The 13,754-nt window shown below is 65.9% G+C and carries 16 protein-coding genes and 1 pseudogene; 11 read left to right on the top strand and 6 right to left on the bottom strand.

Going from position 1 to position 13,754, the window contains the following annotated elements; translation table 11 throughout:
• Together U1E69_RS00855 and U1E69_RS00850 are read left to right on the top strand one after the other, a co-directional pair.
• Window positions 1-116 (top strand): annotated as a pseudogene (locus U1E69_RS00855) (IS5/IS1182 family transposase); the annotation flags it as partial.
• A 207-nt stretch (window positions 117-323) separates the two neighbouring features.
• The gene (locus U1E69_RS00850; protein WP_322242118.1) at window positions 324-575 is read left to right on the top strand and encodes a hypothetical protein; all 252 of its coding nucleotides are present in this window, start codon (window positions 324-326) and stop codon (window positions 573-575) included.
• Window positions 576-634: 59 nt separating this feature from the next.
• On the opposite strand, the gene U1E69_RS00845 is transcribed toward U1E69_RS00850, so the two are convergent.
• The 4 genes from U1E69_RS00845 to glmU all read right to left on the bottom strand — a co-directional run bounded on the left by U1E69_RS00845 (window position 635) and on the right by glmU (window position 5,171).
• Entirely contained in the window at window positions 635-1,309 is a 675-nt protein-coding gene (locus U1E69_RS00845) for a DNA alkylation repair protein (RefSeq protein WP_322242117.1), read from the bottom strand.
• Between the two features lie 53 nt (window positions 1,310-1,362).
• On the bottom strand, window positions 1,363-1,896 hold the full coding sequence (locus U1E69_RS00840) for a DUF3833 family protein (protein ID WP_322242116.1): 534 nt from the start codon (window positions 1,894-1,896) through the stop codon (window positions 1,363-1,365).
• 102 nt (window positions 1,897-1,998) lie between these two features.
• On the bottom strand, window positions 1,999-3,816 hold the full coding sequence (gene glmS / locus U1E69_RS00835; protein WP_322242115.1) for a glutamine--fructose-6-phosphate transaminase (isomerizing): 1,818 nt from the start codon (window positions 3,814-3,816) through the stop codon (window positions 1,999-2,001).
• 2 nt (window positions 3,817-3,818) lie between these two features.
• The gene (gene glmU / locus U1E69_RS00830) at window positions 3,819-5,171 is read right to left on the bottom strand and encodes a bifunctional UDP-N-acetylglucosamine diphosphorylase/glucosamine-1-phosphate N-acetyltransferase GlmU (RefSeq protein ID WP_322242113.1); all 1,353 of its coding nucleotides are present in this window, start codon (window positions 5,169-5,171) and stop codon (window positions 3,819-3,821) included.
• A gap of 93 nt (window positions 5,172-5,264) precedes the next feature.
• Between glmU and U1E69_RS00825 the strand changes: the two genes are divergently transcribed.
• From U1E69_RS00825 to U1E69_RS00805, 5 genes are all read left to right on the top strand, one after another.
• Window positions 5,265-5,915 (top strand): HAD-IA family hydrolase, encoded by a 651-nt coding sequence (locus tag U1E69_RS00825; RefSeq protein WP_322242111.1) that lies wholly within the window; start codon window positions 5,265-5,267, stop codon window positions 5,913-5,915.
• 414 nt (window positions 5,916-6,329) lie between these two features.
• A complete protein-coding gene (locus U1E69_RS00820; RefSeq protein ID WP_322242109.1) occupies window positions 6,330-7,565 on the top strand; it encodes a TCR/Tet family MFS transporter in 1,236 nt (411 codons plus the stop codon).
• Window positions 7,562-8,794, top strand: a complete 1,233-nt coding sequence (locus tag U1E69_RS00815) for a DegT/DnrJ/EryC1/StrS family aminotransferase (RefSeq protein ID WP_322242108.1) — start codon at window positions 7,562-7,564, stop codon at window positions 8,792-8,794. The genes U1E69_RS00820 and U1E69_RS00815 overlap by 4 nt, the downstream gene beginning before the upstream one ends.
• Window positions 8,794-9,312 (top strand): thermonuclease family protein, encoded by a 519-nt coding sequence (locus tag U1E69_RS00810; protein WP_322242107.1) that lies wholly within the window; start codon window positions 8,794-8,796, stop codon window positions 9,310-9,312. The genes U1E69_RS00815 and U1E69_RS00810 overlap by 1 nt, the downstream gene beginning before the upstream one ends.
• Window positions 9,309-10,106 carry an MBL fold metallo-hydrolase gene (locus tag U1E69_RS00805; RefSeq protein WP_322242106.1) on the top strand — a complete coding sequence of 266 codons (798 nt, stop codon included), beginning with the start codon at window positions 9,309-9,311 and terminating at the stop codon, window positions 10,104-10,106. Before U1E69_RS00810 ends, U1E69_RS00805 begins: the two co-directional genes overlap by 4 nt.
• A 202-nt stretch (window positions 10,107-10,308) precedes the next feature.
• On the opposite strand, the gene U1E69_RS00800 is transcribed toward U1E69_RS00805, so the two are convergent.
• Window positions 10,309-10,716: a hypothetical protein gene (locus tag U1E69_RS00800; protein ID WP_322242104.1), complete on the bottom strand. Its 408-nt coding sequence runs from the start codon at window positions 10,714-10,716 to the stop codon at window positions 10,309-10,311.
• A gap of 269 nt (window positions 10,717-10,985) precedes the next feature.
• Between U1E69_RS00800 and U1E69_RS00795 the strand changes: the two genes are divergently transcribed.
• Window positions 10,986-11,351: an NADH-quinone oxidoreductase subunit A gene (locus tag U1E69_RS00795; protein ID WP_305548695.1), complete on the top strand. Its 366-nt coding sequence runs from the start codon at window positions 10,986-10,988 to the stop codon at window positions 11,349-11,351.
• A 116-nt stretch (window positions 11,352-11,467) separates the two neighbouring features.
• Here the strand turns inward: U1E69_RS00795 and U1E69_RS00790 are convergent, their stop codons facing one another.
• Entirely contained in the window at window positions 11,468-11,854 is a 387-nt protein-coding gene (locus U1E69_RS00790) for a hypothetical protein (protein WP_322242103.1), read from the bottom strand.
• A gap of 402 nt (window positions 11,855-12,256) precedes the next feature.
• Here U1E69_RS00790 and U1E69_RS00785 point away from each other — a divergent pair, with 402 nt between their 5' ends.
• The 3 genes from U1E69_RS00785 to U1E69_RS00775 are packed head-to-tail and all read left to right on the top strand — an operon-like array spanning window position 12,257 to window position 13,753.
• Window positions 12,257-12,790, top strand: a complete 534-nt coding sequence (locus U1E69_RS00785) for a NuoB/complex I 20 kDa subunit family protein (RefSeq protein WP_305548697.1) — start codon at window positions 12,257-12,259, stop codon at window positions 12,788-12,790.
• Between the two features lie 4 nt (window positions 12,791-12,794).
• Window positions 12,795-13,403: an NADH-quinone oxidoreductase subunit C gene (locus tag U1E69_RS00780; protein ID WP_322242102.1), complete on the top strand. Its 609-nt coding sequence runs from the start codon at window positions 12,795-12,797 to the stop codon at window positions 13,401-13,403.
• The gene (locus tag U1E69_RS00775) at window positions 13,400-13,753 is read left to right on the top strand and encodes a hypothetical protein (RefSeq protein WP_322242100.1); all 354 of its coding nucleotides are present in this window, start codon (window positions 13,400-13,402) and stop codon (window positions 13,751-13,753) included. Before U1E69_RS00780 ends, U1E69_RS00775 begins: the two co-directional genes overlap by 4 nt.
• The last annotated feature ends 1 nt before the right edge of the window (window position 13,754 follow it).

Genomic DNA, 13,754 nt, shown 5'->3' with positions numbered 1-13,754 from the left:
AGATCATGTTCGGACGGCTGAAGGATTGGCGACGCGTCGCAACCCGCTACGACAGGTGCCCGAACGTCTTCCTCTCCGCCGTAGCCCTCGCCGCAACCGTCATATTCTGGCTATGACCGGATAACGAGTCCTGACCCTAGAAACCTCTTTGCAGCTTTGGGTAAAAGGCGTGACACCGATGGGTCATCAATTGGGCGGAAGATGGGCCAACTGTTTGCGCGCAATAACCAATCAACCCCGAAGTGCAACCGGGTTAATCGAGGCTGTGTAGTCTTTCCTTACCCAGCAATTAGGGAAGGGACGAAGTTCAAATGAGGAATTTGATGACTGCGTGTTCGGTATTTGTGATGGGGGTGGGTCTTGCCACCACCAGTTTTGCGGAGGGCACGGTCGAACCGCCGCCCACCGAGACCTGCTATGACTGCCCCGAAGAGCCGCAGCCCAAGGGCAACAACGGCTGGGGCAATGGACCGGATACCACCAACTCCGGCAGCTTCTCGGGCGGCACCGCTGATACCAAATCCGTCAACGGCCTTGGGCCTGACAAGTTCGACGACAAGTTCGACGGCCGCTAAAGCCTGAATCACTCCTGGTGGTGACATCTTGAAATGGCGGCCTGTTTCGGCCGCCATTTTCAGGACTGGATCAAGTGCCGGGCCGCTTCCTTGCGGGCGAAAGGCGCCAATCTGGGACCATGCTGGGTCAAAAAGGACTGCGCTGCGGCGGCATCGTGTTTTGACAGGTCCCTCACCCACCAGGCGACGGCCTTCTGGATGAACCAGTCGCGATCCTCGGCCAGCGCTTCGCACCAACCCAGCACCCGGCCTCGGATGGCCAGGTCGTGCGCTTTCGGAAAATTCTGCTTGGTCCAGGGCAGCGTCATCACCAGTGCAGCGCGGCGGGTCCACATGTGGGGACTTGTGATCCAGGCCTCTACCGTCTCCAGCCGCGACGGGTCCGCGACCAGCCGCTTCTGCCCGGCGATGCTGGCATGGTCGGCCAGCGCCCAGCCATCGAAATCGGGCACCCACGAGACGATCAGGTCCCAGGCTGCCTGGTCGGGCCGGATGCGCGCCTGGGTCAACAGCTTCGCGGCAGCGACACGGGCCTCGTGGATGTCGGTCCGCCACAGGTCCGCGGCCAGTGCCAGTCGGTCCTCCAGCGTCAGGTCTGCCCGCCAGCGGTCGGTGAGATCCTCGATCTGCGGGACCGCGACGCCAAGATAGGTGCGCGGGGCCTTGTGGTAGGCCGCCATCTCGGCCGCTTTTGCGGGATCAGCAAGCGCTTGCAGGTCATGAAGCGGGGTCATCGGGGCCTCCTGGTCACTGGCCCTACCTGCCAGCCGATTGGCCCAAGGGCAAGTCAGCGCTGGATCAGGAACCGGACGGACGCGACAGCGATCCCGGCCTTGGACACCACGGCGTCGTTGACGATGGTGCCATCGGCGCGGGCGTAAAGGATATCCTGGAACTCCAGACGGTTCACGCCGGAGGGGGACTTGAAGTCGGCAGTGTAGGCCAGGCGGATCTGGCCATCTTCCTCGATCACCGTGGCCTCGCCCACCGTGTCCTCGCGCTTGCCGGTCCACCGGCCGGGCCCGGTCTCGCGGAAGACCCAGGTCAGGCGGTCCTGCTGGCCGTCGTCGTAAAGGAAGTCCTCGACCACGGTGAGGGTCCTTGCGCCCTCGGTCCCCGTGACACGGCCGTTCAGCTTCGCGGTGAAGCGGCGTTCGTCGCCGGTCAACCAGATGCGGAAATGCCCGCGCCCCGTCGTGCGGCCCTGAAAGGCCGAGATGAGGGTGATCGGCAGGCCAGGCTGGGCCGGAGGCGCGGGAGTTGCGGCGCAACCGGCAAGGGGCAGGGCGGCCAGGCCGAGAAGAAGGGTTCTGCGCTGCATCTTTGTCTCCCGTTTATCAAGATACGGATGCGGCGCACCGGTGGATCAGGGGCGCGGAGTTTTCGAAAAACTCCGCACCGGTTTCTTCGAAGAAACCGGTCCCTATTCCACCGTCACCGATTTCGCCAGGTTGCGCGGCTGGTCCACGTCGGTCCCCTTGGCGATGGCGGTGTGATAGGCCAGAAGCTGCGCCGGAACCGCGTACAGGATCGGGGCCCAAAGCGGGTCCACCCCCGGCAAGGTCAGGGTCTTCCAGGTGCCTTGACCGGCGGTCTCGACCCCTGCGGCGTCCGACAGGAGAAGCACCTTGCCGCTGCGGGCCATGACCTCTTGCATGTTCGAGACGGTCTTGTCGAAAAGCGCATCCTTGGGCGCCAGCACGATCACCGGAACGGCTGCGTCGATCAGTGCGATGGGCCCGTGCTTCAGTTCACCAGATGCATAACCCTCGGCGTGGATGTAGCTGATTTCTTTTAGCTTCAATGCACCTTCCAGGGCCAGAGGGAACATCGGTCCGCGGCCCAGGAACAGGATGTCCTGCGCAGTGCCCAGTTCCTCGGCCAGCTTGGCGATCGGGTCCGACAGGCCAAGGGCGGCATTCATCAGGCCCGGCACGGCGCGCAGGCTTTCCAGCCGGTCGCGCAGGGTGGCTGCGTCGATACGGCCCCGGTCCTGCGCGGCCTTCAGGGCCATCAGGGCCAGCACGGTCAGCTGGCAGGTGAAGGCCTTGGTCGAGGCCACGCCGACCTCCACCCCCGCCAGGATCGGGAGCGCGAGGTCGGATTCGCGCGCGATAGAGGAGGTGGGGACGTTGATCACCGAGACGACCTTGGCGACCTTGTCCTTGACATGGCGAAGCGCGGCAAGGGTGTCGGCGGTTTCGCCCGACTGGCTGACGAAGATGGCCATCGAGGCCGGGGACAGCACCGGGTCGCGGTAGCGGAATTCGGAGGCGATGTCGATGTCGGCAGGCAGGCCCGCGATCTGCTCGAACCAGTATTTCGCGACGTGGCAGGCGTAGGAGGCGGTGCCGCAGGCGACCAGAGTCACCCGGTCGATCCCTTGGAAATCAAGCGCTTCCGGAAGAAGCAGCGTCCCATCCGCCGTGGTGTAGTGCTTCAGCGCATCGGCGATCACCACCGGCTGCTCGGCGATTTCCTTGGCCATGAAGTGCTTGTAGCCGGCCTTTTCGATCCGCGTCGCGTCCAGGTGGATGCGCGTCTCGGCCCGGTTGGCGCGGGCGCCCCGGGCATCGTAGATTTCGGCCCCCAGGCGGGTGATGACGGCCCAGTCGCCTTCTTCAAGGTAAGTGACGCGGTCGGTCATCGGGGCCAGCGCGATGGCGTCACTGCCCACGAACATCTCGCCGTCGCCCCAGCCGATCGCCAGGGGAGAGCCCTTGCGGGCGGCGAACATCAGGTCGTCCTGGCCGTCGAACAGAAAACACAGCGCGAAGGCACCGTGCAGGCGCGACAGCGTCTCTTTCGCGGCCTCGACGGGCGAGGCGCCCCCGTCCATCGCGCGATTGACCAGCAGGACGACGGTTTCGGTATCGGTCTCGGATTCCTGGGTGTAGCCCTCGGCGGCAAGCTCGGCGCGCAACTCGCGGAAGTTCTCGATGATGCCGTTGTGGACGACGGCCACCCCGCCCGCACGGTGCGGGTGGGCGTTGGTGACCGTCGCGGCCCCATGCGTGGCCCAGCGGGTGTGGCCGATTCCGGCCTTTCCGGCCAGGGGGTTGTGGACCAGAAGGTCGGAGAGGTTCACCAGCTTGCCCACGGCCCGGCGGCGGTCAAGCTTGCCGGCGTTCACCGTCGCGATGCCGGCGCTGTCATAGCCGCGATACTCCAGCCGTTTCAGCGCCTCGACCAAAAGCGGGGCAGCCTCGTGATTGCCCAAGACCCCTACAATACCGCACATTTTTAATGCCCCTTTGCCTTTGCAGCTTTAATGGCTTTCAACTTTTCGAACATTCTGGTCGCAAGGCCGGGTTTCGTGACCTGCCTTGCCCGACCAATGGCGATGGCTTCGGCCGGAACATCCTCGGTGATGACGGACCCGCTGGCCGTCAGCGCCCCGTCACCCACGGTGACGGGGGCCACCAGCATGGTGTCCGAGCCGATGAAGGCGCGCTTGCCGATGGTGGTGCGATGCTTCATCACGCCGTCGTAATTGCAGGTCACGGTGCCTGCGCCGATGTTGGTGAACTCGCCGATATGGGCGTCACCGAGATAGGTCAGGTGGCCGACCTTCACGCCCTCGTCCAGGATGGCGTTCTTGATCTCGACGAAGTTGCCGACGTGGACATCCTCGGCCAGTTCCGCGCCGGGCCTCAGCCTTGCGAAGGGGCCAACGGTGGCGCCGCGGCTGATGTGGCAGCCTTCCAGATGGCAGAAGCCCTTGATCTCGGCCCCGGATTCCACGGTGACGCCGGGTCCGAAAAGGACGTTGGGACCGATGATCGCGTCGCGGCCGATATAGGTATCCAGTCCGAAAAACACCGTCTCCGGCGCGGTGAGGGTGACGCCGTTTTCCAGTGCCTCGGCCCGCGCGCGGGTCTGGAAGGCGGCCTCGGCCTCGGCAAGCTGTTGCCGGGTGTTGACGCCCAGCGTCTCGGCCTCGTCACACAGCACCACGCCGGCGGAGAGGCCGCGTTTGCGGGCCAGTTCCACGATGTCGGTCAGGTAGTATTCGCCCGCAGCGTTGTCGTTCTTCACCTCGGCAATGAGAGAGAACAGGGTGCGCGCCTCGGCGCAGACAACGCCTGAGTTGCACAGGGTGATGGCGCGTTCCGGTTCGGATGCGTCCTTGAACTCGCGGATCGCCAGCAACTGGTCGCCATTGGTCAGCAGGCGGCCGTAGCGGCCGGGGTCCCGGGCGTGGAAGCCGAGGATGACAACGGCGTGTCGGGCGCGGGCGTCCAGCATGGCGCGAAGGGTTTCTTCGCGGATCAGCGGGGTGTCGGCATAAAGCACGATGGCCTCGCCCGGCACGTCGGAGACGAGGGGGGCGGCTTGAGCCACGGCATGGGCGGTGCCAAGCTGGGGGTCCTGGACAACGGTCTCGACCGCCTCGTTGAAGGCGGTGGCAGAGGCCGCGACAGCCTCGCCGCCGTGGCCGGTGACGGTGACGATGCGGGAGGGCTCCAGGCTTTGCGCGGTCTGCAGGGCGTGGTGAAGAAGGGGGGCGGCGGCGACCTGGTGCAGGACCTTCGGCAGGTCGGAGTTCATCCGTGTCCCCTGACCCGCTGCCAAAACGATGACTGAAACCTGCATTCTGCCCCTTCCAATGTACCGGCGCCCGTTTTACCCCCGTGGCAGTGGGTGGCAAGGGGCCGTCCGCTCACGACAGGTTACAGGACTGCCGACATGCGCTGTGTAGTGTTCGATCTGGACGGAACTTTGGCAGACACCTCGGCGGACCTGCTGGCTGCGGCGAATGCGTCGCTGCCGCGGGCGGTGCTGGGGCCCGAAGATGCATTGACCGCGTTTCATGGCGGGCGGGCGATGCTGCGGCTGGGGTTCCAGCGGCTGGGGATGGACTGGACGGAGGCGGACGTGGATGCGGGCTATCCGGTGCTGCTGGAGACCTACCGGCAGGGAATCGCGACCCACACGCGGCTTTATCCCGGGGCGATGGAGGCTGTGGAGGGGTTGAAGGCGGCGGGGTTCGCGGTCTCGATCTGCACGAACAAGCCAGAGGGGCTGGCCGAGCTTTTGCTGCAGGCGCTGGGGGTGCGGGGAGCCTTCGGGGCGCTGGTCGGGGCGGACACGCTGCCGGTCCGGAAGCCGGACGCGGCGCCGTACCGGGCGGCGGTGGAGCGGGCCGGGGGCGTGGTCGGGCGGTCGATGCTGGTGGGGGATACCGAGACCGACGCGAAGACGGGGGTGGCGGCGGGGGTGCCGGTGGCGCTGGTCACCTTCGGGCCGGAGGGGGCGGGGGTGTCCCGGTTCAATCCGGCGGCATTGCTGAACCGGTTCGAGGACCTTCCGGGGCTGGCGGGGCGGTTGCTGGGCTGAGGCGGCCCGCGCGCAGGCACGCTTTACAGAGCTGGAAAATCAAGGGGTTGGCTGTAGGCATTGAGCGGCCGCTAACCCGGATGTCGTGCGTTGCCCCCCCTCACCCCGGCCCTCTCCCCCGGTGGGGAGAGGGGGCGCGGGTTTTGCCGTCTGCGCCTGGTTTCCTGGTGGCGCGCGGATCGGGGGGCTGCAAAGATCGGGGGGCTGCGAAGATCGGAGGGCTGCGAAGATCGGGGGGCTGCGAAATCGAGCGCTTCGCGCACGCCTTCTGTCTCGCCTCTGGCGCGGGGCGCCAACCGGCTCGATCATGCCTCCGGCGGGGATATTTGAAGCAAGATGAAAGACGGGTGAAGGATTGCGCGGCGGGTCGCCCCGGTTTGACAGGCCCGCAGCCGAGCCATAGGGTCCCGGCTCATGAGCCAAGCCCCAGATGCCCCCCGGACGGTCAGCCGCCATGCGGTGACTTTCGTCCTGATCACCGTGTTTCTGGACATGGTGGGCTTCGGGCTGATCATGCCGGTCCTGCCGAAGCTGATCGAGGATGTGGGCCATGTCGACATCGCCCAGGCAGCAGTGATCGGGGGCTGGATGTTCGCGGCCTTCAGTCTGGCGCAGTTCGTCTTTGCGCCGCTGATGGGCAATCTTGCCGACCGCTTCGGGCGCCGCCCGCTCTTGTTGCTGGCGATCTTCGGCTTGGGGATGGACTTCATCCTGATGGCGCTGGCCCCGACGCTGGAATGGCTGTTTGTCGGGCGGATCATTGCCGGGGTCTGTGGCGCAAGCTGGATCATCGCCAGCGCCTACATCGCCGATGTCACCGCGCCGGATGACCGGGCCAAGGCTTTCGGCTACATGGGCGCGGCCTTTGGCGTGGGCTTCGTGATCGGCCCGGCCATCGGGGGCTTGCTGGGAGAGTTGGGTCCCCGGGTGCCGTTCTGGGTGGCGGCCTTCATCTCGCTGTTGAACTTCGTCTATGGCTGGTTCGTGCTGCCGGAATCCCTTGCCCCGGAGAACCGTCGCAAGTTCGAGCTGTGGCGGGCGAACCCGTTCGGGGCGTTCCGGGTCTTTGCCACCTACCGGGGCGTGTTGCCGATGGTCATGGTGATGGGGTTGTTCTTCTTTTCCACCTCGGTCTACCCGGCGATCTGGACCTTCTGGGGCATCGCCAAGTTCGGCTGGTCCGAGGCGATGGTGGGCGCGACGCTGGCGGTCTTCGGCCTGGTCGCCGGGGCCTTCCAGGGCTTTCTCACCGGCCCGGCGACGAAGCGCTTCGGCGAGTGGCAGGTAGCCCTCTTCGGGCTGGTCTGCTCGACGCTGGTCCTGCTGGGCTATGGGTTTGTCGGGGCCCTTTGGGGGGTGATCACGCTCATGCTTCTGCACGGGCCGGAGGGGTTCGTGCACCCCCTGCTGACCTCGATGCTGACCAAGCGGGTGCCCGAGGATGCGCAGGGCGAGTTGCAGGGCGGGATTTCGGCGGTCACCAATGTGGCGATGCTGCTCGGGACGGTGTTCTTTGCCTTCCTCTTCGGCCATTTCTGGGCCGAGGACCGGGTCTGGCGGTCAACGGATGTCGCCTATTGGGTGGCCGCGGGCTTTCTGGCGCTTACAACTGTGTTGTTCCTGATGTTGAAGAGGTCCGAGAAGGCATGAGCGAGCGGTTCACCGGAAGTTTCACCCAGCAGGAGCCGATCCCCGAGGCCGGGATCGAGGCGGCAATGGCGGTTTTGCGGCATGGGCGGCTGCACCGCTACAACACGGTGGCGGGCGAGATCGCCGAGACGGCGCTGCTGGAGGAGGAATTCGCGGCTTACGTGGGCGCGAAGTATTGCCTTGCGCTGGCCTCGGGTGGGGCGGCGATGGCCTGTGCTTTGCGCGCGTGCCAAGTGAAGCCCGGGGAGCCGGTCCTGTCCAACGCCTTCACTCTGGCCCCGGTGCCGGGGGCGATTGCCTCCATTGGCGCGAAGCCGGTCTTTGTCGATGTGACCGAGGATCTGACGATCGACCTTGCGCATCTGGAGGCGCAGGCCAAGGCATCAGGTGCGCGGGTGCTTCTCTTGTCCCACATGCGGGGCCATGTCTGCGACATGGACGCGCTGATGGCCCTGTGTGACCGGCTGGGGGTGCGGGTGATCGAGGATTGCGCGCATACGATGGGGGCGAAGTGGAAGGGTGTGCCCTCGGGGCGGCATGGTGCGGTGGGGTGCTATTCGACGCAGACCTACAAGCACATGAACAGCGGCGAGGGCGGGTTTCTGGTCACCGATGACGCTGACCTGGCGGCGCGGGCCGTCCTTTTGTCGGGGTCCTACATGCTTTACGCCCGACACCGGGCGGCCCCTGCGCCCGAGGTGTTCGAGGCGCTGAAGCTGGAAGTCCCCAATGTGTCGTCGCGCATGGACAACCTGCGGGCGGCGATCCTGCGGCCTCAGATCGGCCTGCTGGACGACCGGCGGGCGCGGTGGCGGGCCTTGTATCAGGCGATGGAGGCGGGGCTTGCAGGCGCTGTCGGCGTGAAGCTGATCCCCCGTCCGCAGCATGAGGATTACGTGGGGTCCAGCTTTCAGTTTCTCCTGCCGGGGTGGGAGTCTGCGCGGGTGGCGGCCTTCGTTGCGGCTGCTGCGGCGCGGGGGGTAGAGCTGAAGTGGTTCGGCGCGGCCGACCCGGCGGGCTTCACCAGCCGCTACGCGCACTGGCAGTATGCCAGGCCCGAAGTCCTGCCGCAGACCGACCGGATTCTGGCGGGCCTGATCGACATGCGGCTGCCACTGACCTTCCTGCCCGAGGACGTGGACCAGATCGCCCGTATCCTGACCGAAGAGGCCGCTGTGGCGGCCCGGGCCGAGGCGCTTGGTCCGGTAGCAGCAGTGGCGGCGGATTGATGGGTTGGCTTTTCCGTCCGGCGCGGCCCGCGGGTCCGCTGGCCCGGGGCCTGCGTCGGCTGGCCAGCCCGCGCTTCTACCTTCGGGGTATGATCGTGGTCGCCTTGGGCGGTCTGGTTCTTGTGCCGACCATCGCGGACCTGGTGAACGCGGGCATGAAGACAGTGTCCAGCGCGCAAGGCGATTGCCGGATCATCCGGGTGGTGGACGGGGACACTGTCTCGCTGATCTGCCCCGAGGACGGGATGGTCAGCGCCCGCATCCAGGGCTTCGACACACCCGAGAAGTATGCTCCGCAGTGCCTGGCCGAGTTCGTCGCGGCAGAGCGGGCCAGCTGGGCCTTGCGGACGATGATCCAGAAGGCGGACCGGATTGCCCTGACGCAAGACGGGACCGACCGATACGGCAGGTCTCTGGTGCGGCTGGAACTGGACGGGGTGGATGTGGCGCGTCTGATGATCCGGGCGGGTCACGGGCGGCAGTACAGTGGCGGTTTGCGCGGGACGTGGTGCGGATGAGAGTTGTACGGGAAACAGAGCGTAGCCTGACGGTCGAGGTGCAAGACCTGACCGTGACGATGCTTCTGGACGGCGAAACGGCGATGCCGCCGGACTGCCTGCGGGGTCCGGACGGGGTGGGGCTGACCGATTACGCGGCGGGCGATCTGGTGTCGGGCAAGCTGCCGCTGCCGGTGCGGGCCTTCCTGGTGCGGGGGCCTGCGGGCTGTCTTCTGATCGACACCGGCGCGGGGCGGGCCTGGCACAAGGGACTGGGCCAGCTGGGCGCGGCGCTGGCCGAGGCGGGCTCGGGGCCGCAAGAGGTGGATGTGGTGGCGCTGACGCATACCCATATCGACCATCTGTCGGGGCTGGTGGATGACGATGGCGGTCTGGCCTTTCCGAACGCCGGGCGGGTCTTCGTGGCAACCGAGGAACTGATGGCCTTCCGGGCCGAACCCCGGATGATCCCGGTCCTGCCGCGCCTGATGCCGCTGGAGCAGGGGGATGGTCCCTTGCCGGGCGTGGTGGCGGTGAACGCTCCGGGCCATTCGCCGGGCCACATGGCGTTCCTGGTCGAGGGGAGACTTCTGATCTGGGGCGACCTTGTGCACCATCCGCTGCAGTTCGCCCGGCCCGAGGTGACGTGGAAGTTCGACGAGGACCCGGATCAGGCGCGGGCGACGCGGGCGGGTCTGTTCGACCGGGTGCTGGCCGAGGGCTGGCTGGTCGCAGGCGCGCATCTGCCCCATCCCGGCATCGGGCGGCTGGAGCGGACGGGCGGCGTGTACAGCTTCCACCCCGTCACCCGCTGATCCACCCGGATCCTGCGCGCTTTCGCGCTGGGCAGGGTGCAGTGCGGCCCAGGGCGCGCATCTGCCGCAGCCTTGGCATCGGGCCAGCGTTCCCCCGTCCCGCGCGGGTCCGAGGCGGAGGGCGCAAGTCCCGACAACGAGACAAAAGACTTGCGCGTCAGCGCTCCGTCTAGAAAGCACCGGTAGAAAGCACCGGGCCGGGTCACTGCGGATAGGGCGAGGTGCCGCCGAGGCTGGCGTTGGTGTGCTCGACCAGGGTGTCGCACAGGCAGGCCGCGTCGGTGCAGGCGTCGCGACGGGCCAGGAAATCGTCGTCACGGGGCGGGTTCGTCTCGTCGATGTCCTGGCCGGTGGCGTTCTCGACGGCGTAGATCCAGGCCAGGTCATCCAGCCGACCCATGCGCCAGAGCGGGGCATCTGGCGTCTCGGCCGCCTCGCACATCAGGATGTGGGCGGGTAAGGTCGGGGCGTCGCAGCCGATGTCGGACAGGACCATGCCATGGGCAGGCTCAAGCTGGGCAATGCGCGCCTCGACGGCGGCAATGTCGATCTCGCAGGTCTGGGCCGAGGCAGAGTGCGCGGCAAGGGCGATCAGGATGGCAAGACGCATGGGGCAGGGTCCTTTCGTGCTTGGGGGCAGGAAAGGGCGCTTCGGTCTGCGGGTCAAGGTAAGGGGAACCCGTCTCGGGCGGGGTCCGCGGTCAGGTATGACCGGCTCCAGACCGCGCCAACAGCGCGAACTTCTGCACCTGCAGCCCCCGAAATCTGCCCCGGCTTCGGTTGACCCCGGCATGGGTGCAGAGTAAACGGACAGAAAGACACAACGGGCGCGCCATGCGTCCGCTTGCACGCGCGCCGCCAGCTTCAAGGAGCCCCCTCGTGGACCTGCTTCTCCGAGAGTATCTGCCGATCCTTATCCTCATGGCCATCGCGATCGGCCTGGGCCTTGTCCTGATCCTGGCCGCCGCAGTGCTGGCCGTCCGCAATCCGGACCCCGAAAAGGTCAGCGCCTACGAATGTGGCTTCAACGCCTTTGACGATGCGCGGATGAAGTTCGACGTGCGCTTCTACCTCGTGTCGATCCTGTTCATCATTTTCGACCTGGAAGTCGCGTTCCTGTTCCCGTGGGCCGTCGCTTTTGGCGAGATCAGCATGGCTGCCTTCTGGTCGATGATGCTGTTCCTGGCCGTGCTGACCATCGGATTTGCCTACGAGTGGAAAAAGGGCGCGCTGGAGTGGGAGTGAGCCCGACCTGAGCCTTGGGCCCCGGCTTAAGGGCAACGGCAGACAGCATGGCACCAAAATGAATGCGCGCACCCAGAGATGGATGCGCGCATTCGTCATTCTTGCTGCAAGCGCAGTTACATGGCGGCGTCCATCGCATCGACGACGACCTTTTCCGGGGTCGCCTTGCAGTTGGTCATGATCTTCTGCAACGTAAGCGCGCCTGCCTCGTTGATCGCGGCCTGCTCTTCGGCGGTCATGGCTTCGCGTGCCGTGCGGGTTTCGGCGATCAGGGCGGTCTTCTGTTCATCGGTCATCGCCTCGACGGCGGTCTTGTCGGTTTCCGACATGGCATTGTAGGCATCGAACTGCAGTGCCATCAGCAGGCGATCACTGTCGCCAAGCGCCAGGAAGTCGCCACAGCTGGTCGTCATCGGGTCGCCGACCACGGTCTGGGCGAAAAGCGGCGCCGACGAGGTGGCGATGAGGCCGGTGGCAACGATCATTTTGAGAGTATTCTTCATGACAGATTTTCCTTGTTAAAGAGCCAGACAGGCTGGCACCGGGGTCAATGCCCGGATCGGGATCGGGTTCCCGTGCCGGATGTCGATTGCGGCGGCCGGCCGCGCCCCGGCGCGGATATCCGCCGAGAGGGCCGATTTTCGGGTTGGGTGCTGCCGTCCATCCCCGGGGACCGGGCTCGGCGGTTCGGTCCGAAAATGCATGGGCTGCGGCGTTGGCGTTGGTTGACCCTTCCTTGGGCCGCAGGTATGAGCATCACGACCGGATGATCGTCTGGTGCATGCTGTTCGGTCGCAGTCAACGGCTGCATATCGCAGGATGCTGCGGTACAGTCTGGCAAGACAGTTTCGAAAGGGCGCTCCGGTCTGCCGGTTGGCGCACAGAATGCAGAAGGGGTGACTTCGATGGGCGTTATGGCGGGTGCAAACACGGCCGGGGGCGACCATGAGGTTGCCGTCCAGGCGCTGAACCGCGAGCTGTCGGACAAGGGCTTCCTTCTGACTTCGACCGAGGACATCATCAACTGGGCCCGGATCGGCAGCTTGCACTGGATGACCTTCGGTCTGGCGTGCTGCGCCGTCGAGATGATGCACACATCCATGCCGCGCTATGACCTGGAACGCTTCGGGACCGCACCGCGCGCCAGCCCGCGCCAGTCGGACCTGATGATCGTCGCCGGGACGCTGACCAACAAGATGGCCCCGGCGCTGCGCAAGGTCTACGACCAGATGCCCGAGCCGCGCTATGTGATCTCCATGGGCTCCTGCGCCAATGGCGGGGGCTACTATCACTACAGCTATTCTGTCGTGCGCGGCTGCGACCGGATCGTCCCGGTCGACGTCTACGTGCCGGGCTGCCCGCCCACGGCCGAGGCTCTGCTCTACGGTATCCTGCAGTTGCAGCGGAAGATCCGCCGCACTGGCACTTTGGTGAGGTAACCCCATGTCCGAAGCCCTGCAGGAACTGGCCGCGATCATCGCGCTGAAGCAGCCCGAGGCGGTCGTGTCCTCGACCATTGCCTTCGGCGAGCTGACCCTTGTCGCCAACCTGGCCAATCTGGAAGCCCTGGTCGAAACCTTGCGCGATGATGCGTCGTGCCGGTTCTCGTCGCTGGTCGACATCACGGCGGTGGACCACCCAGAGCGCGCCCAGCGGTTCGACATGGTCTATCATTTCCTGTCGATGTACCGGAACCAGCGCATCCGCGTGAAGGTCGCGGTCCGCGAGGATCAGATGGTGCCGTCGATCCACGAGCTGCACCCCAGCGCGAACTGGTTCGAGCGTGAGGTGTTCGACATGTTCGGGATCCTTTTCTCGGGCCACCCGGACCTGCGGCGCATCCTGACCGACTACGGCTTCCGTGGGCATCCCTTGCGCAAGGACTTTCCGACCACTGGCTACACCGAGGTCCGCTATGACGAGGCCTTGAAGCGTGTCGTCTACGAGCCGGTGAACCTGGTGCAGGAATACCGGCAGTTCGATTTCATGTCCCCGTGGGAGGGTGCCGAATACATCCTGCCCGGTGACGAGAAGAAAGAGGTGGCGAAGTGATCGGCGCTTCCATCGGCTCGCCCGAGGCGTTTGGGCAGGGGGTGATCTTCAACCTTCTGACCTGGACCACATGGGCCGTCGTGGCGGTGGTCGGCGTCCTGTCGGCGGTCGTCGGCCGCTGGTGGCTGCCGCTGGTGGCCGGGGCGCTGGTCGCCACGCTGACCGAGGTTTACGCCGTCTCCGCGATCCGGGAGGCGCTGGCCCCGGTCGGTTTTGTCGGGCCGCGCAATCTGACGCTGGGCGATCTTTTGCCGGGCTTTCTGGTCGGGGTCGTCTTGACCTTCGCTCTTCAGGGCCTGGTTCTTCACATTCGCAAGCTGGCCAACCGTTCCGCGAAGGATTGGAAATGAA

It is taken from the genome of Tabrizicola sp. (assembly GCF_034366665.1).
Classification (GTDB): Bacteria; Pseudomonadota; Alphaproteobacteria; order Rhodobacterales; family Rhodobacteraceae; genus Tabrizicola.
Note: the sequence above shows the minus strand (reverse complement) of the source record. Positions and strands in the feature narration are given on the sequence as shown.

What these genes read in the sequence shown, in the direction of transcription:
- U1E69_RS00850 (WP_322242118.1), top strand. Translation starts at nt 324, where the DNA reads ATGACTGCGTGTTCGGTATTTGTGATGGGGGTGGGTCTTGCCACCACC.
- U1E69_RS00845 (WP_322242117.1), bottom strand. Translation starts at nt 1,309, where the DNA reads ATGACCCCGCTTCATGACCTGCAAGCGCTTGCTGATCCCGCAAAAGCG.
- U1E69_RS00840 (WP_322242116.1), bottom strand. Translation starts at nt 1,896, where the DNA reads ATGCAGCGCAGAACCCTTCTTCTCGGCCTGGCCGCCCTGCCCCTTGCC.
- glmS (WP_322242115.1), bottom strand. Translation starts at nt 3,816, where the DNA reads ATGTGCGGTATTGTAGGGGTCTTGGGCAATCACGAGGCTGCCCCGCTT.
- glmU (WP_322242113.1), bottom strand. Translation starts at nt 5,171, where the DNA reads ATGCAGGTTTCAGTCATCGTTTTGGCAGCGGGTCAGGGGACACGGATG.
- U1E69_RS00825 (WP_322242111.1), top strand. Translation starts at nt 5,265, where the DNA reads ATGCGCTGTGTAGTGTTCGATCTGGACGGAACTTTGGCAGACACCTCG.
- U1E69_RS00820 (WP_322242109.1), top strand. Translation starts at nt 6,330, where the DNA reads ATGAGCCAAGCCCCAGATGCCCCCCGGACGGTCAGCCGCCATGCGGTG.
- U1E69_RS00815 (WP_322242108.1), top strand. Translation starts at nt 7,562, where the DNA reads ATGAGCGAGCGGTTCACCGGAAGTTTCACCCAGCAGGAGCCGATCCCC.
- U1E69_RS00810 (WP_322242107.1), top strand. Translation starts at nt 8,794, where the DNA reads ATGGGTTGGCTTTTCCGTCCGGCGCGGCCCGCGGGTCCGCTGGCCCGG.
- U1E69_RS00805 (WP_322242106.1), top strand. Translation starts at nt 9,309, where the DNA reads ATGAGAGTTGTACGGGAAACAGAGCGTAGCCTGACGGTCGAGGTGCAA.
- U1E69_RS00800 (WP_322242104.1), bottom strand. Translation starts at nt 10,716, where the DNA reads ATGCGTCTTGCCATCCTGATCGCCCTTGCCGCGCACTCTGCCTCGGCC.
- U1E69_RS00790 (WP_322242103.1), bottom strand. Translation starts at nt 11,854, where the DNA reads ATGAAGAATACTCTCAAAATGATCGTTGCCACCGGCCTCATCGCCACC.
- U1E69_RS00785 (WP_305548697.1), top strand. Translation starts at nt 12,257, where the DNA reads ATGGGCGTTATGGCGGGTGCAAACACGGCCGGGGGCGACCATGAGGTT.
- U1E69_RS00780 (WP_322242102.1), top strand. Translation starts at nt 12,795, where the DNA reads ATGTCCGAAGCCCTGCAGGAACTGGCCGCGATCATCGCGCTGAAGCAG.